The organism is Meridianimarinicoccus marinus (assembly GCF_040689105.1).
Lineage (GTDB): Bacteria > Pseudomonadota > Alphaproteobacteria > Rhodobacterales > Rhodobacteraceae > Meridianimarinicoccus > Meridianimarinicoccus marinus.
On record NZ_JBFBVU010000014.1, the window covers coordinates 20,858 to 46,167 of the forward strand.

25 protein-coding genes are annotated in these 25,310 nt (G+C 64.4%); 17 read left to right on the top strand and 8 right to left on the bottom strand.

Features of this window, described 5'->3' with window-relative positions:
- Nucleotides 1-2: 2 nt before the first annotated feature.
- The 6 genes from AB0T83_RS12030 to AB0T83_RS12055 are packed head-to-tail and all read left to right on the top strand — an operon-like array spanning nucleotide 3 to nucleotide 4,819.
- Nucleotides 3-1,262, top strand: a complete 1,260-nt coding sequence (locus AB0T83_RS12030) for a nitrous oxide reductase family maturation protein NosD (protein ID WP_366193335.1) — start codon at nucleotides 3-5, stop codon at nucleotides 1,260-1,262.
- Nucleotides 1,252-2,151 carry an ABC transporter ATP-binding protein gene (locus AB0T83_RS12035; RefSeq protein ID WP_366193336.1) on the top strand — a complete coding sequence of 300 codons (900 nt, stop codon included), beginning with the start codon at nucleotides 1,252-1,254 and terminating at the stop codon, nucleotides 2,149-2,151. Before AB0T83_RS12030 ends, AB0T83_RS12035 begins: the two co-directional genes overlap by 11 nt.
- Nucleotides 2,148-2,972 carry an ABC transporter permease gene (locus tag AB0T83_RS12040; protein ID WP_366193338.1) on the top strand — a complete coding sequence of 275 codons (825 nt, stop codon included), beginning with the start codon at nucleotides 2,148-2,150 and terminating at the stop codon, nucleotides 2,970-2,972. Before AB0T83_RS12035 ends, AB0T83_RS12040 begins: the two co-directional genes overlap by 4 nt.
- Nucleotides 2,969-3,487, top strand: a complete 519-nt coding sequence (locus AB0T83_RS12045; RefSeq protein WP_366193339.1) for a nitrous oxide reductase accessory protein NosL — start codon at nucleotides 2,969-2,971, stop codon at nucleotides 3,485-3,487. The genes AB0T83_RS12040 and AB0T83_RS12045 overlap by 4 nt, the downstream gene beginning before the upstream one ends.
- The gene (locus AB0T83_RS12050) at nucleotides 3,484-4,419 is read left to right on the top strand and encodes an FAD:protein FMN transferase (protein ID WP_366193341.1); all 936 of its coding nucleotides are present in this window, start codon (nucleotides 3,484-3,486) and stop codon (nucleotides 4,417-4,419) included. Before AB0T83_RS12045 ends, AB0T83_RS12050 begins: the two co-directional genes overlap by 4 nt.
- A gap of 16 nt (nucleotides 4,420-4,435) precedes the next feature.
- Nucleotides 4,436-4,819 (top strand): c-type cytochrome, encoded by a 384-nt coding sequence (locus AB0T83_RS12055; RefSeq protein WP_366193343.1) that lies wholly within the window; start codon nucleotides 4,436-4,438, stop codon nucleotides 4,817-4,819.
- Between the two features lie 99 nt (nucleotides 4,820-4,918).
- Here the strand turns inward: AB0T83_RS12055 and AB0T83_RS12060 are convergent, their stop codons facing one another.
- The gene (locus AB0T83_RS12060) at nucleotides 4,919-5,677 is read right to left on the bottom strand and encodes an FCD domain-containing protein (RefSeq protein ID WP_366193345.1); all 759 of its coding nucleotides are present in this window, start codon (nucleotides 5,675-5,677) and stop codon (nucleotides 4,919-4,921) included.
- 190 nt (nucleotides 5,678-5,867) lie between these two features.
- On the opposite strand from AB0T83_RS12060, the gene AB0T83_RS12065 reads away from it, so the two are divergent.
- The 8 genes from AB0T83_RS12065 (at nucleotide 5,868) to AB0T83_RS12100 (ending at nucleotide 15,305) form a co-directional block, all read left to right on the top strand.
- Complete coding sequence (locus AB0T83_RS12065; protein WP_366193346.1) at nucleotides 5,868-6,965, top strand: mandelate racemase/muconate lactonizing enzyme family protein; 1,098 nt, start codon at nucleotides 5,868-5,870, stop codon at nucleotides 6,963-6,965.
- Between the two features lie 13 nt (nucleotides 6,966-6,978).
- Entirely contained in the window at nucleotides 6,979-8,004 is a 1,026-nt protein-coding gene (locus AB0T83_RS12070) for a zinc-dependent alcohol dehydrogenase (protein ID WP_366193347.1), read from the top strand.
- Nucleotides 8,005-8,008: 4 nt separating this feature from the next.
- Entirely contained in the window at nucleotides 8,009-8,779 is a 771-nt protein-coding gene (locus AB0T83_RS12075; protein WP_366193349.1) for an SDR family oxidoreductase, read from the top strand.
- Nucleotides 8,780-9,032: 253 nt separating this feature from the next.
- Entirely contained in the window at nucleotides 9,033-10,649 is a 1,617-nt protein-coding gene (locus AB0T83_RS12080; protein WP_366193350.1) for a GMC family oxidoreductase, read from the top strand.
- A 57-nt stretch (nucleotides 10,650-10,706) separates the two neighbouring features.
- Entirely contained in the window at nucleotides 10,707-11,663 is a 957-nt protein-coding gene (locus AB0T83_RS12085; protein WP_366193351.1) for an ABC transporter permease, read from the top strand.
- A 65-nt stretch (nucleotides 11,664-11,728) separates the two neighbouring features.
- A complete protein-coding gene (locus tag AB0T83_RS12090; RefSeq protein ID WP_366193352.1) occupies nucleotides 11,729-12,766 on the top strand; it encodes a sugar ABC transporter substrate-binding protein in 1,038 nt (345 codons plus the stop codon).
- Between the two features lie 59 nt (nucleotides 12,767-12,825).
- Nucleotides 12,826-13,806 carry an ABC transporter permease gene (locus AB0T83_RS12095; protein WP_366193353.1) on the top strand — a complete coding sequence of 327 codons (981 nt, stop codon included), beginning with the start codon at nucleotides 12,826-12,828 and terminating at the stop codon, nucleotides 13,804-13,806.
- The gene (locus AB0T83_RS12100) at nucleotides 13,803-15,305 is read left to right on the top strand and encodes a sugar ABC transporter ATP-binding protein (RefSeq protein WP_366193355.1); all 1,503 of its coding nucleotides are present in this window, start codon (nucleotides 13,803-13,805) and stop codon (nucleotides 15,303-15,305) included. The genes AB0T83_RS12095 and AB0T83_RS12100 overlap by 4 nt, the downstream gene beginning before the upstream one ends.
- Before the next feature lie 73 nt (nucleotides 15,306-15,378).
- On the opposite strand, the gene AB0T83_RS12105 is transcribed toward AB0T83_RS12100, so the two are convergent.
- From AB0T83_RS12105 to AB0T83_RS12135, 7 genes are all read right to left on the bottom strand, one after another.
- Entirely contained in the window at nucleotides 15,379-16,536 is a 1,158-nt protein-coding gene (locus AB0T83_RS12105) for a CaiB/BaiF CoA transferase family protein (RefSeq protein ID WP_366193356.1), read from the bottom strand.
- A 21-nt stretch (nucleotides 16,537-16,557) separates the two neighbouring features.
- Nucleotides 16,558-17,727, bottom strand: coding sequence for a CaiB/BaiF CoA transferase family protein (locus AB0T83_RS12110; RefSeq protein WP_366193357.1), 1,170 nt, complete (start codon nucleotides 17,725-17,727; stop codon nucleotides 16,558-16,560).
- A 113-nt stretch (nucleotides 17,728-17,840) separates the two neighbouring features.
- On the bottom strand, nucleotides 17,841-18,641 hold the full coding sequence (locus AB0T83_RS12115) for an IclR family transcriptional regulator (protein WP_366193358.1): 801 nt from the start codon (nucleotides 18,639-18,641) through the stop codon (nucleotides 17,841-17,843).
- Between the two features lie 17 nt (nucleotides 18,642-18,658).
- Nucleotides 18,659-19,405, bottom strand: a complete 747-nt coding sequence (locus AB0T83_RS12120; RefSeq protein ID WP_366193359.1) for an enoyl-CoA hydratase/isomerase family protein — start codon at nucleotides 19,403-19,405, stop codon at nucleotides 18,659-18,661.
- 13 nt (nucleotides 19,406-19,418) lie between these two features.
- Nucleotides 19,419-20,699 carry a TRAP transporter large permease gene (locus tag AB0T83_RS12125; protein WP_366193361.1) on the bottom strand — a complete coding sequence of 427 codons (1,281 nt, stop codon included), beginning with the start codon at nucleotides 20,697-20,699 and terminating at the stop codon, nucleotides 19,419-19,421.
- Nucleotides 20,699-21,193, bottom strand: coding sequence for a TRAP transporter small permease (locus tag AB0T83_RS12130; RefSeq protein WP_366193362.1), 495 nt, complete (start codon nucleotides 21,191-21,193; stop codon nucleotides 20,699-20,701). The genes AB0T83_RS12125 and AB0T83_RS12130 overlap by 1 nt, the downstream gene beginning before the upstream one ends.
- 63 nt (nucleotides 21,194-21,256) lie before the next feature.
- Nucleotides 21,257-22,255, bottom strand: a complete 999-nt coding sequence (locus AB0T83_RS12135) for a C4-dicarboxylate TRAP transporter substrate-binding protein (RefSeq protein WP_366193363.1) — start codon at nucleotides 22,253-22,255, stop codon at nucleotides 21,257-21,259.
- Between the two features lie 164 nt (nucleotides 22,256-22,419).
- On the opposite strand from AB0T83_RS12135, the gene AB0T83_RS12140 reads away from it, so the two are divergent.
- From AB0T83_RS12140 to AB0T83_RS12150, 3 genes are read left to right on the top strand one after another with little or no spacing between them, the layout of a single operon-like run.
- Nucleotides 22,420-23,541 (top strand): hypothetical protein, encoded by a 1,122-nt coding sequence (locus AB0T83_RS12140; protein WP_366193364.1) that lies wholly within the window; start codon nucleotides 22,420-22,422, stop codon nucleotides 23,539-23,541.
- Entirely contained in the window at nucleotides 23,538-24,254 is a 717-nt protein-coding gene (locus AB0T83_RS12145; RefSeq protein WP_366193365.1) for an SDR family NAD(P)-dependent oxidoreductase, read from the top strand. Before AB0T83_RS12140 ends, AB0T83_RS12145 begins: the two co-directional genes overlap by 4 nt.
- An 11-nt stretch (nucleotides 24,255-24,265) precedes the next feature.
- The gene (locus AB0T83_RS12150; RefSeq protein WP_366193366.1) at nucleotides 24,266-25,294 is read left to right on the top strand and encodes a zinc-dependent alcohol dehydrogenase; all 1,029 of its coding nucleotides are present in this window, start codon (nucleotides 24,266-24,268) and stop codon (nucleotides 25,292-25,294) included.
- Nucleotides 25,295-25,310: the final 16 nt, after the last annotated feature.

The following is a 25,310-nucleotide window of genomic DNA, read 5'->3' on the forward strand; positions in this document are numbered from 1 at the left end:
CCATGCGCGCGCTCTGGATTGCACTGGTCTGTCTTGCCACGCCGCTTTTCGCGGCCGAGTGGGATGTGCCGGTGCAGCCGGGCGCGATTGCCGAAACACTGAACCGGGCCGCCGAGGGCGACACGCTGCGCCTGCGGCCCGGCACCTACACCGAAACTGTGGTTCTGGACCGCCCCGTCCGTCTTGAGGGGCAGGCGGGCACCGTCATCGACGGGCAGGGGCAGGGCAGCGTCATCACCGTGACCGCGCCCGGCGTCTATGTCGGTGGCCTCAAGGTGGTAGGCTCCGGCTCCAGCCACGAAACCATCGATGCCGGGATCAAGCTGACCGAAGGCGCGGTGGGGGCCGAGATCCGCGACAACACGTTGATCGGCAATCTCTACGGCATCGACATTCACGGCGCGCGCGACGCCATGGTCGCGGGCAACCGGATCGTCGGGCGGCAAGATCGCCGCGTCAACGACCGGGGCAACGGCGTCTACGTCTGGAACGCGCCGGGGGCCGTGGTAGAGGGCAATGACATCCGGTTCGGCCGCGACGGCATCTTTGTCAATTCCTCGAAGAAGAACGCCTTTCGCAACAACCTGTTCCGCGACCTGCGCTTCGCGGTGCACTACATGTACGCCAACAACTCCGAAGTGACCGGCAACACCTCGATCGGCAATGATCTGGGCTATGCGGTGATGTTCTCGAAGCGTGTTAAGGTGGCCGACAACATCTCGATCGGCGACCGCGAGCATGGCGTGATGATGAACTACGCCAACAACAGCGAGATCACCGGCAACTACGTGCGCGGCACCAAGGAGAAATGCGCGTTTCTGTATAACTCCAACAAGAACATCTTCACCGGCAACCACTTCGAGGGCTGCGGCATCGGCATCCACTTCACCGCCGGATCGGACGGCAACCGCATCGTCGGAAACGCCTTCATCGGCAACCGGACGCAGGTCAAATACGTCTCGTCCCGCTGGGTGGAATGGTCCGAGGACGGACACGGTAACTTCTGGAGCGATCTGGCCGCCTATGATCTGAACGCCGACGGCATCGCAGATGTGCCCTTCCGTCCCAACGACAGCATGGATCATGTATTGTGGACGCAGCCAGCGGCAAAGCTGCTGCTGGGCTCGCCTGCGGTGCAACTGGTGCGCTGGTCGCAATCGGCCTTCCCGGCGCTGCTGCCCGGTGGCGTGATCGACAGTTATCCGTTGATGCAGCCGCCCGCGCTGACCACCAACGGCAAGGAGATTTCCCATGCCCCATGAGGTCCTGAAAATCGACGGCCTCACCAAGCTGCGCAGCGGCCGCCCGGTGCTGCGCGACGTGTCGCTGTCGGTGGCCGCCGGCGAGCGCGTGGCGCTGCTGGGCCACAACGGCGCTGGCAAAAGCACGTTGATCAAGATCGCGCTGGGGCTTCTGTCGCCGGATGGCGGGTCCGTGCGGGTTGCCGGGGCGGTACCGGGCAGCGGGCCCGCGCGACTGGCCACCGCCTTTCTGCCCGAAGCCGTCAGCTTTCACGGTGCCCTGACCGGGCGCGAGCAGTTGTCGCTGTTAGCCCGTCTGGCGGGCACCGGCACCGGCCCGGTGGCAGGTCTGCTGGAGCGGGTCGGGCTGGCGGATGCCGCCGACCGCCGTATCCGCACTTATTCCAAGGGGATGCGGCAACGGCTGGGGCTGGCGCAGGTGATGCTGGGCAAACCGGCGGTGGCGCTGCTGGACGAACCGACCAGCGGGCTGGACCCGATCTCGCGCCAGGATCTGTACGCGATCATCGACGAACTGGCGGCACAGGGGACGGCGGTGCTGATCGCCAGCCACGCGCTGACCGAGGTCGAGGCCCGCACCGACCGCATCGCCATCCTGCGGCAGGGCGAACTGGTGGCCAATGACACCCTGCGCAATCTGTCGCGCCGGGCCGGGCTGCCGACGCGGTTGCGGATCGTGGTGCGCGGCGGGCTGGCCGACCAGATGGCCGCCGAAACCGGCGGCACCCGCGTCAACGGCGCTTCGGTGGACGTGGAATGCGGCCCCGACACCAAGATGGAGGCGCTGCGGCGCTTTGCCAGCATGCCGGACCGGGTCGAGGACATCGAGATGACACCGCCGGGACTGGAAGACCTGTACCGTCACTTTGCGCAGGAGGGCAAACAATGACCGCGCGCGTTCTGGCCGTGGCCCGTAGCGAGATGACCATCCTGCTGCGCAATCGCTGGCTGTTCCTGGCCACGCTCATCATGGTGCTGTTCGCGCTGGCCCTGACCTTTGCGGGCAGTGCGCCGACCGGGTCGCTGGGCGCGGATCGTCTGCTGGTTTCGGTGGCCTCGATGACCACCCTGTCGGTGTATCTGGCACCGCTGCTGGCCCTGATGATGAGCTTCGATGCCATCGCCGGGGATTCCGAACGCGGCACGCTGGCGCTGCTGCTGTCCTATCCCGCTGGGCGCGGCGAGATCCTGCTGGGCAAATACCTTGCACAACTGGCGGCACTGGCCTTCGCGCTGACCGTGGGGTTCGGCCTTGCCGGGGCCGCGGCGGGTCTGACCGGCGGCACCTCGCCGGAAAGCCTTGCAGCCCTGTTGCGGCTGATCGGCACCTCGATCCTGCTGGGCGGCGTGTTCCTGGCCTTCGGGCATTTCCTGTCCGCACTTGCGGGCAGTCCCGCGGCGGCGGCGGGGGCGGCCGCGGCGCTGTGGCTGGTGTTCGTCGTGCTCTATGATCTGGGCCTGCTGGGCGCCGTGGTGCTGGACAGCGGCGGCGTCTTCACCACCACCTTCTTCCCGTGGGTGATGGTGGCCAACCCGGCGGATGCTTTCCGGCTGTGGAACGTTGCGGCTTCGGAGGGGGTGGCGATGACCACCGGGATGACCGGGGTGGCGGGCAGCCTGCCGGCCTGGGCCGCGCCGCTGTCCATCGTACTGTGGCTGGGGATCACCTTCGGTCTGGCCTGGGCCGCGTTCCGGAGGCTGGAGCCATGAGAGCCGCCCCGATCCTGGCCCTGCTGCTGCTGTTGCCCGCCTGCCGCGAGGAGGTGGCCGAAGCGCCGCCCCCGGTGGCGATGACCGACGCCGCGCTGAGCCATTTCTGCCAGATGAATATCGCCGAACATGGCGGCCCCAAGGGGCAAATTCATCTTGAGGGGATGCCCGGCCCGCTGTTCTTCGCGCAGGTGCGCGATCTGGTGGCCTATCTGAAAAGCCCCGAACGCGATGCAAGGGTCACCGCCGTCTATGTCAGCGACATGGGGCGTGCGGCCAGTTGGGCGTTGCCCGGCGAGAACAACTGGACCGATGCCAATGCCGCCTTCTTCGTGGTGGATGCCGGGGTTGCCGGTGGCATGGGTGCCCCCGAGATCGTGCCCTTCGCCGCGCGCGACGGCGCCGAAGCCTTCGTTGCGCAATACGGCGGCGAGATTCATTCCCTCGACGACATTCCCGACCACGCGGCCATCGGCCCGGTCGATCTTGACTCTGTTCTGGAGCACCCCTCATGACCCCCATTCTGTCCCGCCGCCGATTTCTGGCCGTTTCCGCCGTGGCCGTGGCCCTGCCCGCCGCCGCCGCCCCCGCTGGTGCCCATGCCACCTGGCAGGGGATTGCCCTGGGCGCTCCGGCGTCGATGCGTCTGGAAGGCGTGACGCAAGATCAGGCCCGCGCGATCTTTGCCGAGGTCGAGGCGGAGTTGTCTCGACTGGAAGGCATTTTCAGCCTGTATCGCCACGACAGCGCGCTGGCGCGGCTGAACCGCGACGGGATGCTGGCCGACCCGGCCGCCGACCTGTTGGAGGTGCTGAGCCTGAGCGCCAGCCTGAATCGCGCCACCGATGGGGCCTTCGATCCGACCGTGCAGTCGCTCTGGCAGGCGCTGGCCGAGGCGCAGGCCACCGGGCAGGGCAGAGATGCGGCTGCGCTGCACGCGGCTCGCGCCCGCACTGGATGGGCGCATCTGCGCTTTGATCCTGATGCGGTGTGTTTCACCCGTCCGGGCATGGCGCTGACCCTGAACGGGATCGCGCAGGGCTATATCACCGACCGGATTTCGGCGCTGCTGGCGGCACGCGGGTTCAGTGATACCGTGATCGACATGGGCGAGATCCGGGCGCGCGGCACCAAGGCCGGCGGTGCGCCCTGGACCGCCGGGATCGCGACGCCCGATGGCACAATCGTGCGCCGGATAACCCTTTCGGATCGCGCCCTTGCGACCTCGGCCCCGCTGGGAACGGTTCTGGACCCCGCGGGTCAGATCGGCCATATCATTGACCCACGTACAGGCGGTTCGGTGGAAGGCCGCACCCTGATATCGGTGAGCGCGCGCACTGCTGCGCTGGCCGATGGTCTCTCGACGGCATGCTGCCTTCTGGAGCCCGAACTGATCAAGGTTGTGATCGGAGGTTTTCCCGATACCATCCTTGAGACCCTGATCTGAAGCGAAAGGAATCGAAATGAAATCAGGACTATTCTCTCTGGTCGCCGCGCTGGCCACCGCTGTTGCCTTGCCCGTGATGGCGGACGGCGACCCGGAAGCCGGTGAAAAGGTGTTCAAGAAATGCAAAGCCTGCCACGCGGTTGGCGCGGACGCAAAAAACAAGGTCGGCCCGCAGCTGAACGGCATCGTCGGCAATGCCGCCGGTCAGGTCGAAGGCTTCAAGTACTCGGACAACCTGCTGGAACTGGCCGCGGAAGGCCTGACCTGGGACGAACCGACCCTGACCATCTATCTGGCGAAGCCCAAGGACCTGATCCCGAAAACCAAGATGTCTTTCGCGGGTCTGCGCAAGGACGAAGAGATTCAGAACGTCATCGCGTATCTGCAGACATTCGAATAACAATTTCCGAAGATCCGCACGATTCGCGGAATGGAATTGCGCAAGGTGCCCGGCTCAACAGCCGGGCACTTTTCGTTTCGGCGGATGTTTGCCGAGGCCTCAGCCGAGTTCGAAGGTGTTGCGCACGTCCTGCCAGGCCGAATCCAGGTGCCGGATCAGAGCCGCCTCGGCGGCATCGGGGTCGCGTTCCAGGATCGCCCGGTAGATGGCTTCATGGGCCGCGTAGTTCAGTTTGTTGCGCTCCGGCTGGCTCATCATCTTGTTCCAATGCGGCGACAGCCAGTCCACATACGCGGTGTGCAACGCCGGGAAGATCGGATTGCCGGGTACGCTGTAGAGCACGCCGTGAAAGGCCACATCAGTGGCGTAGAAGGCCCCGGAATCTTCGATGGCCGCCTTGTTGTCCGCCAGCGCCGATTTCAGGGCGGCAATATGGTCGCGCCCGGCCGAAGTGGCGGCGTCCCGCACCAACCCGCGCTCGATGAAGATACGGCTGAAGTAGAGCGACTCGACCCCCGATCTCTGCTGCATCATCATAGAGATGATGCCGCCCACCGAACTGAGCGCCGTGTCGAAACCAGGCCGCCGAACAATCGGGCGGTGGCGCGGGCGCGCTTCGACCAGCCCCTGGCTGGCCAGTGCTGCGACGGCTTCGCGGATTACGGTCCGGCTGGCCGAGAATTCTTCCATCAGTTTGCGTTCGGGTGGCAGCGCGGCCTTGTCGGGCAGTGCTCCGCTGAGAATCCGGCCCTGGATCTGCCGCACGATGGCATCGGCGGCGCGGCCGCCCGAAGGTCCGGGGGCGGGATCTTCCGATGGCGCAGGGCGGGTCTCGGCTGAGTAATTTGGTCTGTCCATACTCGGCAACCTACCCTGCTCTGGCGTAATCCTCAACAATTTCAGCACAAGCAGCGCGACATATCCGGGGCGTTTCCAGAAAATCCGCGCAGTATTCTCAGTTTGGTGCAATCACGGACTTGATTTGGTCGTACCAAAATGGCATGACGAACCGAACGGGCGCAGGACGACGCCGACGAGGGAGTGAAACATGGTCACCATCAGATCGCTGGACGCCCGCCGCTTTGCGGTGCCGCTGGACGAAGTTCTGTCGGATGCCAAGCATGGCGATCATTCGCACTTCGAGCTGATCACCGTGACCATCGGGTTTGACGATGGCAGCGAAGGCACCGGCTATACCTATACCGGGGGCCGGGGGGGCCGCGCGATCCTTGCCATGATCGAGCATGACCTGAAGCCCTTCCTGCTGGGCCGCGATGGCACTGATGTCGAGGCGCTCTACGATGCGATGCAATGGCATGTGCATTATGTGGCGCGCGGCGGCATCGCCTCCTTCGCGATCTCGGCGCTGGACATTGCTCTGTGGGACGCACGCGGCAAGCGGTCGGGCACGCCCCTGTGGCGGATGGCGGGCGGGGCGTCGAACCGCTGCAATTGCTACTTCGGCGGCATCGACCTGAACTTTCCCCTGCCCAAACTGCTGGACTCGATCCGCGGTTATCTGGCCCAGGGCGCCAATGGCGTGAAGATCAAGATCGGCCAGCCGACCCTGGCTGAAGACGTGGCGCGCGTTGCCGCCGTCCGCGATCTGATCGGACCAGACTGCGCCTTCATGGTCGATGCCAATTATTCCATGACCGTCGATCAGGCCATCGAGGCGGCGCGGGCCTTCGCGCCCTACAACCTGATGTGGTTCGAAGAGCCGACGATCCCCGACGACTATGCCGGGTTCGGGCGCATTGTCGAAGCCACGGGCATCCCGCTGGCCATGGGCGAGAACCTGCACACGATTCACGAGTTCGAATACGCTTTCGATCAGGCGCGGCTGTCCTTCGTGCAACCCGATGCCTCGAACTGCGGCGGCATCACCGGCTGGCTTCAGGTGGCAGACCTGTCGCGCCACCACGGCGTGCCGATCTGCAGCCACGGCATGCAGGAACTTCACATTTCACTGGTTTCGGCGCAGCCCAACGCGGGTTGGGTCGAGCTGCACTCCTTTCCCATCGATCGCTACACCACGCGCCCGGTTGTGCTGGAGGCCGCCCAGGGCGTCGCTCCTGACACGCCCGGCATCGGGGTCACCTTCGACTGGGACAAACTGAACGCCGCCGCCGATGGCGCGGCCTGAAAGGGACACCTACATGACCATCACGGCAGCCTTCTATCGCGGCGACAAGAAATTTGACGTCACCCAGATCGACTCCGAGGCCCCGTCTGCGGGCCAGGTGCAGATCGAGGTCGCCTATTGCGGCATCTGCGGCACCGACCTGCATGCCTATCTGGGCCACATGGACGCGCGCATCGGCTTCGAACGCATCCTCGGGCACGAGATGTCCGGCGTGGTCAAATCCGTCGGCGAGGGGGTTGAAGGCTGGGCCGAGGGCGACCGCATCGTGGTGCGGCCTCTGGACCATTGCGGCGACTGTCCGGCCTGCAACCGGGGCCATCAGCACATCTGCCACAATCTGAAGTTCATCGGTCTCGACAGCCAGGGCGCCATGCAACAGCTGTGGAACGTGCCGGCCCACACGCTGCACCGGCTGCCCGACGGGGTGTCGCTGCGCGATGCCGCACTGATCGAGCCGCTGGCCGTGGCCAGCCACGATGTGCGCATGGCCGAGGTCCAGCCGGGCGAGGACGTGCTGGTCATCGGCGGTGGTCCCATCGGCATGCTGGTGGCCATGGTGGCCCGTGCCGCGGGCGGCAAGGTCACGATTTCCGAGATCAACGAGAACCGACTGGCGCTGGCCTCCCGGTTGGGCTTCGACACCATCAATCCCCGGCAGGTGGATGCCGCTGCCGAGATCCTGAACAAGACCGGCGACAAGGGTGCCGATGTGATCTTCGAAGTGTCAGGCGTGCAGCCCGGCGTCGATCTGATGACCGCCGCCGCCGCCACGCGGGCGCGCATCGTCATGGTCGCCATCCATGCCACCAAGCCGCAGGTCGACCTGTTCCGCTTCTTCTGGCGCGAGATTCGGATGCTCGGCGCGCGCGTGTACGAGCCGCAGGACTATGACCAGGCCATCGCCTCGATCGCTGCCGGAGAGATCGACGCCGACGCGCTGATCACCGACATCCGTCCGCTGGATGAGATCGCTGAGGCCTTCGCGGCCCTGACTTCCAACCCCAACGCGATGAAATCGCTGCTGCAAATCAACGGGTGACGACATGAGTGATCTGAGCAATTTCGACCTGACGGGCAAAACCGCCCTTGTAACCGGCGCCAAGCGCGGCATCGGCAAGGGCATGGCGCTGGGGCTGGCGCGGGCCGGGGCCGATATCATCGGCGTGTCGGCCTCGCTGGAGACCGAAGGCTCGGACGTGGGCCGCGAGGTCGAGGGCCTGGGCCGCAGCTTCAAGGGCTATTCCTGCGACTTCTCGAACCGCAAGGCGGTGACCGAGTTTGCCGCCAAGGTGCAGTCGGAAAACCCGCCCATCGACATCCTGATCAACAACGCGGGCACCATCCTGCGCAAACCGGCGGCCGAGCATCCCGACGAATGGTGGGACGAGGTGATCGAGGTCAACCTGTCGGCGCAATTCGTCCTGAGCCGCGAGATCGGGCGCGGCATGGTGGAACGCGGATCGGGCAAGATCATCTTCACCGCGTCGCTGCTGACCTTCCAGGGCGGGATCACCGTGCCCGGATATGCCGCATCCAAGGGCGGCATCGGTCAGCTGACCATGGCGCTGGCCAACGAATGGGCCGGCAAGGGCGTCAACGTCAATGCCATCGCACCGGGCTATATCGCCACCGACAACACGCAGGCGCTGCAGGACGATCCGCAACGCTCGACCTCCATCCTGGAGCGGATCCCCGCCAGCCGCTGGGGCACGCCTGAGGATTTTGCCGGTCCCGCCGTATTCCTGGCATCCGAGGCCGCCAGCTATGTGAACGGCGCGATCCTGCTGGTCGATGGCGGCTGGATGGGACGGTAGCCGATTGTGGCTCCGCGCCGTGGAGGCGCGGGGACGCCGGGGCAGAAAGCCCTCGCGAAGACTGACGGGCGGCACAATGGAATTCAGAAGCGCAATGGGCCATGCTTTCATAGAGTAAAGTAAGTTTTATACTTGCAAACAAATGGGCGAATCTGCGATGGTCTGACCAGAGTTGGAAACACCAACGCAGAACGGCCTTTCAGGCGCGCTCCGCGGCGGGATCGCAACCGGGCAGACGCAAAGGGGGGGGGAAATGGTTGATAGCTTTGATCACATCGTCATCGGCGGCGGCTCTGCCGGATGCGTTGCGGCCTCGCGGCTGGTGGAAGACGGCGGTGCGCGGGTTCTGTTGCTGGAAGCCGGGCATCATCATCGCCATCCGCTGCTCGACATGCCGCCGGGCGTGTTCAAGCTGCTGAAGAACGGCTCGAAGTTCTTCAAGACCCACCAGTCGGTGCCGCAGGAGCATCTGAAAGGGCGCCGCGCCGACATCCCGCAGGGCAACGTTCTGGGCGGCGGATCCTCGGTCAACGGGCAGGCCTATGTGCGGGGCCGCCCCGCCGATTACGACGAATGGCACGAGATCCTGCGCGGCAACAACGATGCCATCGGCTGGGACTGGGATCAGGTGCTGCCGCATTTCAAGCGGCTGGAAGGCAACCAGAAATTCAACGACGATCTGCATGGTGCCGATGGCAAGCTGGTGGTTTCGGACCCCGGCTATATCGACGACATGGCGCGCTGGTTCGTGCAGGCGCTGCAAGCGCAGGGCGAGCCGTTCAACCCTGATTTCAACGGCAAGACGCAGCGCGGCGCGGGCTTCTTCCAGTTTACCTACAACAAGGGCCAGCGGGTGTCCGCGGCCTATGCTTTCATCGAGCCGTTGATGAAGGACCCGCGCCTGACCTTGCGTCTAGAGGCCCAGGTGCAGCGGATCCTGATCGAGAACAACCGCGCGGTCGGCGTCGTCTACACCGACAAGACCGGCACCCATGAGGTGCGCACCGAAGGCGAGATCGTGCTGTCGGCGGGCGCGCTGATGACCCCCAAGATCCTGATGCTGTCCGGGCTGGGCCCCGCCGATCATCTGGCCGAACACGGGATCGACGTGGTGCAGGACCTGCCCGGCGTCGGGCAGAACCTGAAGGATCACCCGGATGTGTCGGTGGTTGCGCGGGCAAACGGACCCTACGGTTACTGGAAGCAGGACCGGGGCTGGAACATGATCCGCAACGGGTTGGAGTTCAAGCTGTTCGGACGGGGCCGCATCACCACCACCGGCCTTGAAGCCGCCTGCTTCGTCAATCCCACCGATCCCGAAGCGCCGCCGACGCACGAGGCTTATTGCATCCCGGTTCTCTACCTGGACGACGAGACCCTGAAGAAGGTTGGCGACGGCTACGGCGTGTCGATCCAGATGGTGCTGCTGAAGCCGCATTCGGTGGGCGAGGTGCGTCTGGCTTCAGCCAACCCGGCGGACATGCCGCTTGTGAACCCGAATTTCCTGAAGGATCCAAGGGACATGGAGGCGATGCGGGTCGGTCTGCGCTATTTCCACAAGACCCTGCAAACCCGCCCTCTGGCCGACAAGGTGGCCGAGATCGTGGCGCCGCTGGACCTGTCGGACGAGGGGTTGACCGAGCACTGCAAGCGCATGGTCAAGACCAACTACCACCCGGTGGGCACCGCCAAGATGGGCGCCGATGGCGACCCGATGGCGGTGCTGGACGCAAGGATGCGCGTGCGCGGCATCACCGGCCTGCGCGTTTGCGACATGTCGGCGGTTCCCGAGATCCCCGCCGGAAACACCAATGCCCCGGCAATGATGCTGGGCGACCGCTGTGCCGATCTTGTGATGGGCGTGCTGTGATGCGCCCCGCACCCGTCCCCGGCCCCCAACGACTGCAACACGAGGTGAGAACCCGCCATGCCTGACCTTGGAACGCTCCTGCGGGAGAAGAACATCATTTTCGTGACGCTGGGTCTGTGTCTGGTGTTCTACCTGATCAGCCCGCGCTTTCTGAGCCTCGACAACATGTCGGCCATTTCGCGGCAGATCGTGCCCATCGGGCTGATCGCCCTTGGTCAGTTCTTTGTCGTGGTCTCGGGCAACATCGACCTGTCGATGGGCATGGGCTCGGTCCTGTTTGCCATCGTGCTGGGGGTGTTCTTCGGCATCACCGGCGGCGTCGGGGTCGGCATCGTGGCGGTGATCGTGGCGTCGCTGGCGCTGGGATATTTCAACGGCACACTGGTGGCGAAGCTGAAGCTGCCCGCCTTCATCGTCACCCTGTCGACGCTGTTCATGGCGCAGGGCCTGTCGGGCCTGATCATTCCGCGCGGCCAGCAGATCTTCCTGATGGGCGGCTTCTTCAAGTTCATCGGCGCCGAGAAATTCATGGGCCTGTACTGGTCGTTCCTGTTTCTCGTCGCGCTCTTCGTGCTGGCCTATGTGGTCTACAACCACACCCGCTGGGGCGCCTATGTCATCGCCATCGGCAACAGCGAGGAAAACGCGCGGCTGGCCGGGATCAACGTGGATCGGGTCAAGACCGGCATCTTCATGTTCTCGGCCCTGTGCAGCGGCTTTGCCGGCATCATCCTGTCGTCGCGCATGGGCTTCGTTCAGCCCGGTCTGGATGGCAACGGCCTGCTGCTGGACGGCATCGCGGCCATCATCATCGGCGGCACGCTGATCCTTGGCGGGCGCGGCACCATCGGCGGTGCCTTCTGGGGCGTGCTGTTCATCGGCGTCATCAACAACGCGCTCAACCTGCTGAACGTCGAGGACGTCTGGCACCAGGTCTTCAAGGGCGCGGTGATCCTGGCCGCGCTCGGCGCGAACTATGTGCTCTGGCAGTCCCGGCAGGCCGAGGCCCATTGACCGAAACCACCACCGAGAAACCGGTGCAACCGGACTCATTCATGGATCAACACGGAGGATACCCCATGAAACGTACGATCAACCTTACCGCCTCGCTGGCGCTGGCCACCGGACTGGGTGCTGGCGCGGCTTTTGCCGCCGGCGACACGCTGGATGTCGTTTTCATCAATGACGGCCATGTCGCCCCCTATCATGTCGCCTGGCTGAGCGGCTTCGAGGACGCCCTGAAAGCCTATGACGAAGCTTTCCCGGACGTGAAGATTTCCGGCCGCTGGCTGTCCGCCGAAGGCTCGCTGGAGAAGATGATCCAGCAAACCGAAGTCACCATCAACGAAAAGCCCGACGTGATGTTCGTCAACGCCATCAACGTCGATGCGTTCGAACCGCTGGTGGCCAAGGCGCAGGCCGAGGGCATCACCTGGATCGCCGTGCACTCGCCGATGGACAGCGCCGATTACAGCTTCACGCTGGGCGATGTGGTCAACGGCACCAACCAGGGCATGGCCATGTGCGCCCTGTCGGGCGGTGAGCCGTTCAAGGTCGGCGTCATGTTGGGCCAGGCCGGCAACCCCTCGGGCGAAGCGCGCCGCGAAGGCATCCTGAAAGGCATCGCCACCTGTGACAACGTCGAGGTCGTGGCCGAACAGCCCGCCGACTGGGACACCGTGAAGGCCCAGTCCATCGCCGAAAACTGGATGACCCAGTTCCCGGACCTGAACGCGATCTCGGGCGTGACCGATGCCTATATGTACCCGTCGATCGCCATTGCCACCAACAACGGCAACACCGACATCCAGTTCTACGGCTATGACGGCGACATTCCGATCATCCAGCAGATGCAGGGCGGTCAGGTGATGGCCGATATCCTTCTGTCGGGCACCCGCGAGGGCTGGAACTTCGTGCAGATGGCCTATCGCATCCACCAGGGCGAAACCCCGGACAAGGTCTATGACTTCTTCACGCCGCTGGTCCTGACCGAGGAAAACCACGCCAAGGCGCTGGCCAACGGCTTCCCGGAAGACGTGCAGGTCTACTACGTGCCGCAGGCGCTGGAAGTGGCCCAGAAGGGTTATCTGGAATTCGGCCCCGACTCCGTCAAGTGATCTGAAAAGACCGCCGGCGCCCTTGCGGCGCCGGCACCCAACCTTTGGGAAAATCAATGATGACAAGCACCGCCCCCCTCAGCGCCGGCGCGCCGCGCAAGTCGCTGGACTCGCTCACGCTGCGCTATCTCGTTCTCGTCGGCCTGATCGTCATCGCGTCGGTCGGGTTCTCGATCGCCAACGACAATTTCTTCTCGCTGGCCAACATCGGTATCCTGCTGCGGTCGATCGCGGTGCTGTTCCTGCTGTCCATGGGCATGACTTTCATCATGCTGACCGGCGGCATCGACCTGAGCGTCGGCTCCAACGTCGCGTTTTCCGGAGGCGTCGGGGTCATCACCCTGACCGCCACGGGCAGCGCACCGCTGGGATTCATCGCCGCCCTGCTGGCCGGTATGCTGATCGGGTTCGTCAACGGCGTCTTCATCGGGCGATTGAAGCTGTCGGCCTTCATGGTGACGCTGGCCACCTTCGCGCTGGCGCGCGGGCTGGCACTGGTCATCTACGACGCGAATTCGATCAATGTCTCGAACCCGGTCTTCCTGTGGCTGGGCGGGGTCAGCTGGGGCAATATGCCGGTGGTGATCCCCTTCGTGGGGCTGGTCTTCGCCGGGCTGTCGGTGCTGCTGTACCGCACCTCGTTCGGGCGCGATGTCTATGCCGCCGGGGCCAACGTCAAAACCGCCTTCGTGCTGGGCCGACGACCCGAACGCACCCTGGTGTGGATCTATGTCCTGTCGGGCTTTCTGGCGGGCCTGTCGGCGATAATCACTGTGGGCCGGGTGTCCTCGGGCCAGCCCTGGGCCGGTCTCTACCTTGAATTCGACGCCATCACGGCGGTGATCCTGGGCGGCACCTCGCTGTTCGGCGGGCGCGGCAAGCTGTTGGGCACCATCCTGGGTGTGCTGCTGTATGGCATCATCATCAACGGTCTCGTCCTGACCGGCACCAACCCGTATCTGCAGAGCCTGATCAAGGGCATGATCCTTCTGGGCGTGGTGCTGCTGGACACCTACACACAGCGGGGGAAAACCGCATGAGCAAGCGGCTCGACATGAAGGGGATCGGCAAAAGCTTCTTTGCCACCCGTGCGCTGGACAACGTCAACTTTTCATGTGTTTCCGGTGAGGTGCACGCGCTGGTCGGCCTGAACGGGGCCGGGAAATCGACGCTGATGAAGGTCTTGGGCGGGATCTATTCCGCCGACGAAGGCGGGATCGAGGTCAATGGCAGCAAGGTCAGCATCGACACCCCCGCCGATGCCGAAGCCGCCGGGATCTCGATGATCCATCAGGAGTTGTCGCTGATCAGCGAGCTGACCGTGGCCGGCAACATCTTTCTGGGACGCGAACTGAAGCGCGGCAACACGCCGTTCCTGGACAAGCGCGAGATGGCGCGGCGGGTGCGCGAACAGCTGGACCGCTTCGGCCTTGATCTGGATCCCAACCGCCCGGTGCGCGAGTTGAACTCGGGCGAGAAGCAGATTGTCGAGATCATCCGTTCGCTAATGTCCGACAGCTGGCTCATCGTCATGGACGAACCTACTTCGGCCCTGTCCGAAGAAGACAAGGACCGGCTGTTCGAATTCATCCGCCGGATGAAGGCCGAAGGCATCGCCATCGTCTATATCTCGCATCACATGCCCGAGATCTTCGCCATCGCCGAGCATGTGACGGTGATGCGCGACGGCAAGATCGTCCTGTCGGATCGCACCGACGACACCACAGAGGACGCGGTCATCCATTCGATGACCGGGCGCGAGCTGGAGGCCTTCGAAAAGCCGCACAAGCAGATTTCGGGCGAACCGCTGCTGTCGGTGCAGAACCTGTCGAAGCCGGGGGTCTACAAGGATGTGTCGCTGGACGTGCGTCCGGGCGAGATCGTGGTGCTGACCGGCCTGCGCGGCTGCGGCGCGCCAGAGCTGGCCAAGGCGGTGTTCGGGCTGGACCCGGATTGCAATGGCACGATCAAATACCAGGGCCAGACCGTGGAACCGGGCCGTGGGCCTGCGGTGGCCGTGCGCGAAGGCATGGGGCTGGTGACCGAGAACCGCGACAAGAACGGCATCCTGCCGCCGCTGTCGGTGCGCGACAACATCGCCTTGCCCTATATCGACAAGGCCGTGCGCGGCGGCATTCTGGACGGCGCGCATATCGAGAAGGTCGTGACCAAGGCCATCGCCGACACCTCGACCAAGACGTCCTCTCCCGACCAGGAGATTCGCTTCCTGTCCGGGGGCAACAAGCAGAAGATATGCTTCTCGCGCTGGCTGGACGAGGATCTCAAGCTGTTGATCCTGCTGGAACCGACGCGTGGCATCGACGTGCATGCCAAGGCTGACATCTACCGGATCATCGAGGATCTGGCCGAGCGCGGCGTCGGCATCCTGATCCTGTCCTACGAGATCGACGAAGTGGTGATGCTCGCAGACCGGGTCATCACCATGTACCACGGCAAGAGCGTGTCGGAGTATTCCTATCCGGGGTTCGACAAGGATCGGATGCTGGCGGATATGTCTGGGGCGCAGCAGGCCGGATGATCCGGCGTTCGGGCGCGGGCCACTGTGGCGCGCGCCCTTTCACTGCCCGGCAGCGCTGACGCCGGTCGGTCCCTTAAAGACCGAATTCCGCAATCAGCTTTGCGTTGTCCCGACCGATCTCGGGGGCGGCGCGCGTGGACCGGCCGCGTTCGCCGTTGATGCGGATCGGGGCGCGGATCAGGCGCATTTCCGCACCCATCGCATCGCGGACCTTTTGCACCATGTCCAGATGCGTGAAAGCCGGGTTCGACAGCAGTTCGGGCCAGTCGTGAACCTGCGCGACCCAGATGCCATGCGGCTCCAGCAGCGACAGCCAATGGGCGGTCGGCGCTTGCGCCAGATGCGCAGCGAGGATGCTCTTGATTTCATCACGCTTGCGGAACCAAGACCGGGTGTCATCGGCAAAGGGCAGAAGCGCGTCCAGGTCCAGCACTTCGGCCAACTGCCGGATCGGCATCATCGCCACGGCAAGAAAGCCGTCCTGCGTCGGATACACCCCGTAGGGCGCGGGCAGGGCCGGATGCGCCGAGCGGAAGCTGGAGCGCTGCGGCGGGCGGCCGCCGTCGTTCATATGGGTGGCCAGAACCTCGAACTGCAGGTCCAGCATCGCTTCCAGCAAGCTGGTTTCCACATGCGCGCCCCTGCCGGTACGGCCTTGCCCGACCAGCGCCGCCAGCACCCCCTGTGCCAGCGCCGCGCCTGCCATCATGTCGGCCACCGCCAGCCCGAAGGGCACCGGGCCGTCATCGGCGCTGCCGTTCAGCCACATCACCCCGGACCGGGCCTGCGCCAGCAGATCCTGACCGGGCTTGTCGCGCCACGGGCTGTCGGGGCCATAGCCCGAGACCGACCCGTAGACGAGGCCGGGGTTCTGTGCGCTCAGCGTGGCATAGTCGAAGCCCAGCCGTTCGATCACGCCGGGACGGAAATTCTGCAACACCACGTCCGCCTGGCCGATCAGCGTCTTCAGCCGGGCGCAATCGGTGGGGTCTTTCAGATCCAGCGCAAGACTTTCCTTACCCCGGTTGATGGCGTGAAACACGGTGGATTCGCCGTCGATCACCGTGTCCGAGAAATACAGGTTGCGGGTCAGGTCGCCGCCATCGGGGCGTTCGATCTTGATGACCCGCGCGCCCATGTCCTGCAACCGCAGCGACGCATAGGGACCGGCCAGAAACTGGCTGAGATCGACGACAAGAAGCCCGTCGAGTGGCTGGTGGCCCTGCGTCATTGACGTCTCCTTCCGCGCCGGTCAGCCGAGGCCTAGTTCGTTCAGGATCGTCTCGGTGTCTGCCCCCAGCGCCGGAGCGCCGCGCGCCGAGGCTGGCCGCTGGCCGTCAAAGCGCATCGGCGATTTCACCATCACCGTCTCGGATCCTGCCGCGTTGCGGATGGTTTGCAGGATGTCGAGCGCGGCAAAGCCGGCGCTGTCGGCCAGCGCCGGCCAGTCGAGGATCTCGGCGCACCAGACATCGGTAGGTTCCAGCACCGCCAGCCAGTCTGCCGTGGTCTTCTCGGCGATGCGTGCCTGCAACAGCGGCTTGATTTCATTGGCGCGCTTCAGGGCCTCGGACTGGTCGAAGGCGCGCAGGGCGGGCAGATCGAACAGCTCGGCCAGGCGCGCCAGCGGGGTCATGGCCACGGCCAGATGCCCGTCCCTTGTGGCATAGATGCCGTAGGGGGCGGCGCCATAGACATTGGCGTTCGAGATCTCGCTGCGCGCGGGCTGGCGTTTGTCGCCGTTGAAAAAGCAGGTGAGCTGTTCGAACTGAAGGTCCATGCCGGAACTCATCAGGTCCACTTCCAGCAGGCCACCCTTGCCGGTCCGACCCCGGCGCAGCAGCGCCGCAAGGATGCCCTGCACGAGGTTCTGCGCGGTGGCAATGTCCAGCAGCGCGAAGCCCACCGGCACCGGTCCATCGGCGGCATTGCCCTGCAGCCAAGTGATGCCGCTGAGCGATTGCGCCAGCAGATCCTGGCCGGGCTTTTCGCGCCACGGCCCCGAGGTGCCATAACCACTGACTGCGGCATAGACGAGCCCCGGGTTCAGCCCGGCGACCACCTCATGGCCCAGCCCGATGCGCTCCATCACGCCGGGGCGGAAATTGTGGATCATCACGTCGGCTGTGGCGATCAGCGCCTTCACCCGCTCCAGATCTTCCGGGTTCTTCAGGTCGGCGGCAAAGCTGCGCTTGTTGCGGTTGATGGAGTGAAACAGCAGGCTGTCGCCATCCAGCCATTGATCGTTGACCGCCAGCGAGCGGCACAGGTCGCCGCCCTTGGGACGTTCGACCTTGATGACGTCGGCACCCAGATCGGCCAGCCGCATCGCCGCGTATGGCCCGGCAAGGAACTGCGCGAAATCCAGCACGCGAACCCCGTCCAGGGGCAGATCGGCGGGGGTCTTGGATGAAGCGGTCATGAGCATATCCGAAAGCTACTTTGTTATTTGAAAGTAGCTTGCAGGGGCCAAAAATGTCAAGGGAACCGTCTGGAAAACGGTCGGAAAATTCAGGTGCATCAGGAAAGGGCAGGCTATTCTGCGGCGCGCCGAGACAATGGCACGCCGCCCAGCGACTGGGTCAGTTCGTCACCGGCGACGCGCAGTTCCGTCAGCGCCTCCTCGGGGGTCATCGGCGGGTTCGACTGGTCGATGAAGCCAATGGTCAGTGCCGCCACCACGCCAAGCTTGTCAAACACCGGCACGCAGAGGTTCTGCACCCCTTCGACGATTTCGGATGGCCAGTCCTCGTATCCCTTGCGGAAAATGACGTCGAAACGCTCCTTCAGGCCGGCCCGGTCTTCCGGCGAGAGGCGCCCGATATAGCGGCGCTGCGTGTCCTTGCCTGAAAACGCCAGGATCACGTTGCCGGTCGATGTCTTGATCGCGGGAAATATCGCCCCGGTCCGCACCGAATAGCTGGCCGGGCGCGGGCTGCGCACCGAGGCCAGAACCAGCACGTTGGAGCGGTTGACGATGCCCAGATGACAGGACTGCTCGGTCCGGTCGGCGATGCGTTCCAGCAGGGGAATGGCATTGCGCACAAGCCGCTCGGTCGGCTCGTGCCGATGCGACAGTTCGAACAGCCGCATGGTCAGCGCGTAGCGCCCGGTGTCGGGGTTCTGTTCCACATAGCCGCGATCGGCCAGATAGACGACGACGCGATACAACTCGCCCATGGTGCGGCCAAGGGTTTCGACGATCTCGTTCATCGTCATGCCTTGCGCGGAATCGGCCAGCACCTCCAGCACATCCAGCGCCTTTTCGACGGCGGGCACTGCCGATTTTTCCTTGGTGTCCGGGGTGGCGGCGGATTTGGCGATCTTGCTGGGCATGCGTCTCCCGGAGGATGTCATCCCCCGCTGTCTTTCGGTGTGTCACGGTCGATCTTGGCAAAGCACAGTGACATGAGTTCGTTGTCATAGGAAAGCCCCGATTGCACGGTGCTGTCCATGGCATTGCGCACGGCGGATTTCACCGCTTGGGTGGCCACAGTGGAATGCGCGGCGATCCGGTTGGCGATCTCCATCGCGGTATCCACTTCCTGGCCGGGGTCTACCAGCCATTCGATCATTCCCATGTCGTGGGCCTGTTGCGCCGAGAAACGGTCGCCGGTCAGCAGGTAGCGCATGGCATTGCCATAGCCGCACAGGCGCTCCATGTGCTGGGCTGCCCCGCCGGCGCCGTTCCAGCCCAGCGTGACCTCGGGCGCGGCGAAGGTGGCGCTGGTGGCCGCGACACGCAGATCGCAGGCCAGGGCGATTTCCAGTCCGCCGCCCAAAGCCCAGCCCTTGACCGCCGCGATCAACGGTTTGCGCACCGCGCGGATCGGCGGGATATAGTCATAGCGGTTCCGCCAGGCCCAGAAATCCTCGTATTCCTGCAGGGCCGTGATGTCGGACCCGGCACAGAAGGCGCGCTCGCCCGCCCCCCGGAAGATCGCGACCCTGATCTCGGGATCGGTGTTCACCGCCTCGCAGCACGCGCCGATCTGGCGATACATCTGCGGGGTCAGCGCGTTGTGCTTGGCGGGGCGGTCCAGAATGATCTGGCCAATGGCCCCGTGTTTTTCCAGTCGGACACATCCATCAGACGTCATGCGGGGATCTCCTTCAGTTCATGGACAGGTTGGGCAGCCACAGCGATATGCCGGGCATGAAGGTCAGCACCAACAGCATGGCGAACAGCAGCGCATAGAACGGCAGGGCCGCCTTGATGAAATCGGCGATCGACACGCCGGTGATGGCACAGGTGGTGAACATCAGCGTGCCCAGCGGCGGCGTCACCCCGGCGATGGTCAGGTTCAGTACCATGACGATGCCGAAATGCACCGGGTCGATGCCGACCGTGGCGATCACCGGCACAAGGATCGGCGTCAGCAGGATCAGCGCGGCCGAGCCTTCGATGAACATGCCGACGATCACCAGCAGCAGGTTGATCATCAAAAGCAGCAGGATCGGGTTTTCGGTCAGCGCCAACATCGCCTGGGTGACCGCCGTGGGGATCTGTTCCCACGTCATGTAGTAGCCAAAGCCGTTGGCGGCACAGATCACCAGCAGCACGATGGCCGTGGCCTGTGTCGTCTGTTGCAGGATCGGCCAGAGGTCGCGCAGCTTCAACTCGCGATAGATCACGCCGACGATGGCGGCGAACATCACGGCCATGCCCCCGGCCTCGGTCGGGGTGAAAAAGCCAAAGCGGATGCCGATGACGATGCCGAAGGGCACCATCAGGGCCAGGGCCGCACCGCGCAGGGTGACAAGACGGTCGGACCAGGGCATCCGGGCATCCAGCGCCGGTTTCAGGCGCAACCGGCGAGCCATCACCGCCACCAACGCCATCATCGCCGCGCACAGCAGGATGCCGGGCACAATCCCGGCCAGGAACAGCCGCCCGATCGACACATCGCCCATGAAGCCATAGAGGATCAGGCCGATTCCCGGTGGAATGATGACACTGATGATCGAGGACGACGCCGTTACCACCGAGGAAAACGCGCGGTCATAACCGCGCCGCGACATCTCGGGCACCAGAACCTTGGCCTGCATCGCCGCATCGGCATTGGCCGAGCCGGACACCCCGCCCAGCAGCGTCGACAGCAGCACGTTGACCTGCGCCAGCCCGCCGACCCAATGGCCGGTCATCGCCTCGGCAAAGGCCATCATCCGGCGGGTGATGCCGGCATAGTTCATCACCACCCCGGTCATCACGAACAGCGGCACCGCGAGCAGCGGAAAGGAATGGGTGACCGAGACCATGCGCTGGATGAACAGCTCGGGCGGCATGGCCCCCGAGAACAGGAAAAAGGACACCCCAGCCGCTCCGATGGCATAGGCCACGGGCACGCCAAGGGCGATGGTGGCCAGCAGGATGATGACAGGCAGAAGATCCATCACAGCACCTCGACCGCGTCGTCATCACGCGGCGGCACCAGATCGGGCAGCACGAGGCGCAGCAGGGCGGTGACGGTCAGCAGGCTGAAGCCGATCAGCGGCGCCATGTAGACATAGGAAAACGGGATGTCCATGACTGGTGACATGCGCGACGCGCCCTTGCCCATCATGACATAGCTCAGCCAGGCCGCGTAGCCGACGAAGGCCAGCACCACCAGATCCGCCAGAATGCGTGCGATCCGTTGCAGCCGGCCCGGCAGCTTGTCCACCAGCAGGGTAACGCGGATGTGCTGATCGCGGCGCCCGGCGGCCATGGCGCCGATGAACACCACCCAGGTGAACAGGATCCCCGACAACTCGGTGGTCCAGACCGCCGGGCGGGCGGTGACATAGCGTGTCAGCACGCCCCACAGCACCGCTCCCAGCAGCACGGCCATGGCCGTGTTGGTGACCAGGGTTTCGGCGAAATCGATGGCTTTCCTGATCCGCAGCATTGCGTGACCTCTTTGCACAGGATCGGCCCGGCCCTTATCGGCCGGACCGGATCGCGGGTTGCCTCAGTTGTCCAGGATCGCACGAACCTGGTCGTACAGGCCCGGCGACCAGTCGGGGAACTTGGTGTAGGTCACGGCCGTCTTCTCCTGGAAGGCGGGAATGTCGACATCGCGGTTGAAGGTGACGCCTTCGGCCTCAAGCTTGGCGATCCATTCCTCTTCCGAGTTCAGCATCAGGTCGGTCATGAAGACCCCCGCAGCCACGGCTTCCTCGACCAGCACGGTCTGGATGTCCTCGGGCAGGTTGGCGAAATACTCGGCATTGATCACCAGCCCGGTGAACCCCTTGAAATGTCCGGTCAGCGAGATGACCTTCTTCACCTCGTGCAGCTTGGCACCATAGATCGACGGCAGCGGCGCCTCGGCACCCTCGACGACGCCTGCGGACAGACCCGAATAGACCTCGGCCCAGGCCAGCTGGGTCGGCCGTGCGCCCATGGCGTCGAAGGTTTCGACCCACATGATGTTGGGCGGGGTGCGGAAGGTCATGCCGGCGATGTCGCCGGGCGTGCTGATCGGCCTGTCCGAGATCAGGTGCCGCGAGCCGAACAGCCAGTTCAAGGCCAGAAGCTCGATCTGGCTTTCGTCGCGCAGACGATCCTTCATGTCGGCATAAAGATCCGAATCGATGATCTTGGTGAAATCGCGCGGGTCGGCCATCAGGTAGGGCCCGCCCAGCACACCGAAATCGGCCACGAAGTCCGACAGATAGCCGGGGTCCGAGATCGTCATGATCGGCGCGCCGGCGCGCATCTGTTCGTAGACTTCCGAATTGGTGCCAAGCTGCGCGTTGGGAAAGATGGTGATCTCGACCTGCCCGTCGGTGCGCTCGGCCACCTTCGAGACGAATTGCTCCATCGCCTGCTGGATAGGCTCCTTGTCCGACGTCACATGGCCGAGGCGAATTTCATAGTCCGCCGCCTGCGCCGGGGCCAGGGCGGCCAGCCCGGCCAGGGCGGCAGCGGCGATTGCGCGGCGAATGATGGGGGTGGTTCCGGTCATGGCGTCCTCCTGCGATTGACCAAATCTGTCCGGGGAAATTCAGCCCCGGTGCCGGGTCCAATGCGCGGATCCGGGCAACGCCGACAGCAGTAACATTCTACTTGCAAATGTCAAAGCAGTTTTTATATTCGCAAATGCAGCGCAGAGAAGACTTGGAGGATGCGATGATGCTTGCCGGAATGACGTGGGACCATGCCCGCGCCTATGATTGCCTCGTGGCGGCCTCGGAGCGCTTCGCGGCCGAACGCGGCACGGCGATCAGCTGGAAGAAGCGCAGCCTGCAGGCCTTTGCCGATGAACCCATCGAACAGATTGCCCGCGCCTATGATCTGGTGATTCTCGACCACCCGCATGTGGGGCAGATCTCGGCCTCGGGCTGTTTGCTGGAGCTTCCGGATTTTCCCGATCCGGCAGCGACCTCGCTGGGCGGGTCGGTGGAAAGCTACATCTGGAACAGCAAGACGTGGTCCTATCCCATCGACGCGGCCTGCCAGATGGCGGTCGTGCGCGCCGATCTGGGCGGTGCCTTCCCGGCCCATTGGGAAGATGTGCTGGAGGATGCCGGGCGATTCAGCCTCGTCACGCCCTTGCTGCCGGTGGATGCATTCGACCTGATGCTGTCGATGCTGGCCTCGCGCGGCGAGGCGGATCTGCCAGTGTCGCCGCAGGCCTTCTGCAGCGAGGCCAACGGGCTGTTCAACCTGAAGGTTCTGAAGGCGCTGTTCCGCATGGGACCGTCCGAGGCCACAGACTGGAACCCGATCAGGGTGCTGGAGCTTCTGTCCACCAGCAACGACTTCGCCGGCTCCCCGGCGCTGTTCGGCTATATCAACTACGCCCGGCCGGGATTCCGTCCGCATCAGTTGACCTACCACAACCTGCCCGGATTTCGCGGCCATGGCATGCCGCGAGGCATTCTGGGTGGCGCGGGCATTGGGGTGTCGGCCTTCTGCGCGCATCCCGAAGAGGCGATCGCCTTTGCGCAATGGGTCACCTCCGAACCCATCCAGTCCAGCGTCTATATCGAGAACGAAGGCCAGCCCGCACATCTGGGCACGTGGAACCGGTTGCGGCACACGCCGCGCTATGCCGGGTTCCTCGATGGCGCCTATGACACCATCACCCATGCCTGGACCCGCCCGCGCGACGACTGGTTCCTGCATTTCGTTGATGACATCTGCGAGATCTTCCCCGCCTTCTTCCTGAAGGATCGGGCCGAAGAGGACATGCTTGCCGATATCAACGCGCTTTACCGCAAACACATTGGCCAGGAGGCCCAGCCATGAAGAACATCGTCATTACCGGGGGCAACAAGGGGTTGGGAATCGAACAGGTCCGCCGCTTTCTTGAGGCCGGATGCCGGGTACATGTGGTGTCCCGCTCGCGCGGGGATCTGGATCAGGTGGACGGCGATGTGGTCTTTCATCAGGCCGATCTGGCGAACTGGTCCGACACCGGGTGGCTGGACGCGATCCATGTCGATTGCGGCCATATCGACGGGCTGGTGAATAACGCCGGGATGCATCTGAAAAAGCCCATGTGGGAGGTCGCGCCGGACGAGCTGGACACGGTGCTGAACATCAACGTGAAGGCCATGTTCGCGGCCTGTGGCCGTCTGGTGGCGCTGCAAAAGGACCGCGGCGGGGCGATCGTCAACATCTCCTCCATGGGCGGGCTGATGGCGCTGCAAACAGCCGCCGCCTATGTCACCGCCAAGACCGCGGTGCTGGGCATCACCCGGTCGCTGGCCGTGGATGCGGCGCCCTTCGGCTTTCGCTGCAACGCGGTCTGTCCCGGCTTTATCGAAACCGACATGACGCGGGCCATCCTTGCCAAGGACCCCGCGCGCCGCGCCAAGATCGAAGGCCGCATTCCGTCCGGCAAGTTCGGCAGCGCCCGCAACGTGGCCGAGGCGGTGCATTTCCTGATCTCGCCCGCGTCGACCTATATCAACGGCGTCGCCCTGCCGGTCGACGACGGCTTTTCCATCGGCTTCTGAGGAGGCATCCCATGACCTATCTTGCCAGCAAACTGACGGCCGCGCAGGCCGTGACCTCGGTCGAAATGGAGCTTCCGGCAGAGGTGCCCGAAGGGCATGTGCGCCTGAAATTGGCCACCGCCAGCCTCTGCGGCACCGATCTGCACTACTTCAAGCATTTCGCCAACGCCGGTTTCCAGTTGCAGAACGCGCTGACCCTGGGCCACGAGGCCTGCGCCACGGTGGTCGATGCCAATGGCGCCGATCTGGCGCCGGGCCAGCTGGTGGCGCTGAACCCGATCATCTTCTGCGGCGAATGCAAGAACTGCGGCAAGGGCCTTGTGAACCTCTGCACCGCCAAGAAGTTCCCCGGCTCGGGCACCACGGTCCCGCATCTGGACGGGTTCTTCCGCGAGTATTTCGACTTTCCGGCCTTCTGCTGCCACGCCGTGCCCGACGACACCGATCCCGACCACCTGACCTTTGCCGAGCCGCTGTCGTGTTCGATGCACGCGGTCAACAAGGGTGATGTTGGTGCAGGCACGACGGTCTGCGTCACCGGCTGCGGGCCGATGGGCCTGCTGGCCGTGGTCGCAGCGGCCTCGAAAGGGGCGCAAGTCGCGGTGACCGATGTGCGCGCCGAGGTCGTGGCGCTTGCCTGCGAGATCGGCGCATCCAAGGGCTATGTCGCGGGCACCGATGACATCGGCGCACTGGCGGCCACCTTTGACGTTGTGATCGAGGCCAGCGGCAACCCGCACGCCTTCAACCAGGCGCTGGATCTGGTCAAGCGGCAAGGCAAGGTGGTGATCCTGTCGAACATCCAGCCGTCGCAAACGCCGATCCATCTGCACAAGATCATGCTGAAAGAGATCCAGGTCGTCGGCTCGTTCCAGTTCAACAAGGAGTTCGCCGAAGCGGTGGAGCTGGTAACCTCGAAACAGGCCGATTTCGACAAGCTGATCGCGGCGCGCTTTGCGCTGTCGCAAACCGCCGAGGCGCTGCAATACATGGCCGACGGCAAAGCCTTCGGAAAGATCCTTCTGAAGCCCGACGCCTGAGCCCGCTTGGCTCAAG

Bases quoted from the DNA above. Each gene is read 5' to 3' on its own strand.
- AB0T83_RS12030 (WP_366193335.1), top strand. From the start codon at position 3: ATGCGCGCGCTCTGGATTGCACTGGTCTGTCTTGCCACGCCGCTTTTC.
- AB0T83_RS12035 (WP_366193336.1), top strand. From the start codon at position 1,252: ATGCCCCATGAGGTCCTGAAAATCGACGGCCTCACCAAGCTGCGCAGC.
- AB0T83_RS12040 (WP_366193338.1), top strand. From the start codon at position 2,148: ATGACCGCGCGCGTTCTGGCCGTGGCCCGTAGCGAGATGACCATCCTG.
- AB0T83_RS12045 (WP_366193339.1), top strand. From the start codon at position 2,969: ATGAGAGCCGCCCCGATCCTGGCCCTGCTGCTGCTGTTGCCCGCCTGC.
- AB0T83_RS12050 (WP_366193341.1), top strand. From the start codon at position 3,484: ATGACCCCCATTCTGTCCCGCCGCCGATTTCTGGCCGTTTCCGCCGTG.
- AB0T83_RS12055 (WP_366193343.1), top strand. From the start codon at position 4,436: ATGAAATCAGGACTATTCTCTCTGGTCGCCGCGCTGGCCACCGCTGTT.
- AB0T83_RS12060 (WP_366193345.1), bottom strand. From the start codon at position 5,677: ATGGACAGACCAAATTACTCAGCCGAGACCCGCCCTGCGCCATCGGAA.
- AB0T83_RS12065 (WP_366193346.1), top strand. From the start codon at position 5,868: ATGGTCACCATCAGATCGCTGGACGCCCGCCGCTTTGCGGTGCCGCTG.
- AB0T83_RS12070 (WP_366193347.1), top strand. From the start codon at position 6,979: ATGACCATCACGGCAGCCTTCTATCGCGGCGACAAGAAATTTGACGTC.
- AB0T83_RS12075 (WP_366193349.1), top strand. From the start codon at position 8,009: ATGAGTGATCTGAGCAATTTCGACCTGACGGGCAAAACCGCCCTTGTA.
- AB0T83_RS12080 (WP_366193350.1), top strand. From the start codon at position 9,033: ATGGTTGATAGCTTTGATCACATCGTCATCGGCGGCGGCTCTGCCGGA.
- AB0T83_RS12085 (WP_366193351.1), top strand. From the start codon at position 10,707: ATGCCTGACCTTGGAACGCTCCTGCGGGAGAAGAACATCATTTTCGTG.
- AB0T83_RS12090 (WP_366193352.1), top strand. From the start codon at position 11,729: ATGAAACGTACGATCAACCTTACCGCCTCGCTGGCGCTGGCCACCGGA.
- AB0T83_RS12095 (WP_366193353.1), top strand. From the start codon at position 12,826: ATGACAAGCACCGCCCCCCTCAGCGCCGGCGCGCCGCGCAAGTCGCTG.
- AB0T83_RS12100 (WP_366193355.1), top strand. From the start codon at position 13,803: ATGAGCAAGCGGCTCGACATGAAGGGGATCGGCAAAAGCTTCTTTGCC.
- AB0T83_RS12105 (WP_366193356.1), bottom strand. From the start codon at position 16,536: ATGACGCAGGGCCACCAGCCACTCGACGGGCTTCTTGTCGTCGATCTC.
- AB0T83_RS12110 (WP_366193357.1), bottom strand. From the start codon at position 17,727: ATGACCGCTTCATCCAAGACCCCCGCCGATCTGCCCCTGGACGGGGTT.
- AB0T83_RS12115 (WP_366193358.1), bottom strand. From the start codon at position 18,641: ATGCCCAGCAAGATCGCCAAATCCGCCGCCACCCCGGACACCAAGGAA.
- AB0T83_RS12120 (WP_366193359.1), bottom strand. From the start codon at position 19,405: ATGACGTCTGATGGATGTGTCCGACTGGAAAAACACGGGGCCATTGGC.
- AB0T83_RS12125 (WP_366193361.1), bottom strand. From the start codon at position 20,699: ATGGATCTTCTGCCTGTCATCATCCTGCTGGCCACCATCGCCCTTGGC.
- AB0T83_RS12130 (WP_366193362.1), bottom strand. From the start codon at position 21,193: ATGCTGCGGATCAGGAAAGCCATCGATTTCGCCGAAACCCTGGTCACC.
- AB0T83_RS12135 (WP_366193363.1), bottom strand. From the start codon at position 22,255: ATGACCGGAACCACCCCCATCATTCGCCGCGCAATCGCCGCTGCCGCC.
- AB0T83_RS12140 (WP_366193364.1), top strand. From the start codon at position 22,420: ATGATGCTTGCCGGAATGACGTGGGACCATGCCCGCGCCTATGATTGC.
- AB0T83_RS12145 (WP_366193365.1), top strand. From the start codon at position 23,538: ATGAAGAACATCGTCATTACCGGGGGCAACAAGGGGTTGGGAATCGAA.
- AB0T83_RS12150 (WP_366193366.1), top strand. From the start codon at position 24,266: ATGACCTATCTTGCCAGCAAACTGACGGCCGCGCAGGCCGTGACCTCG.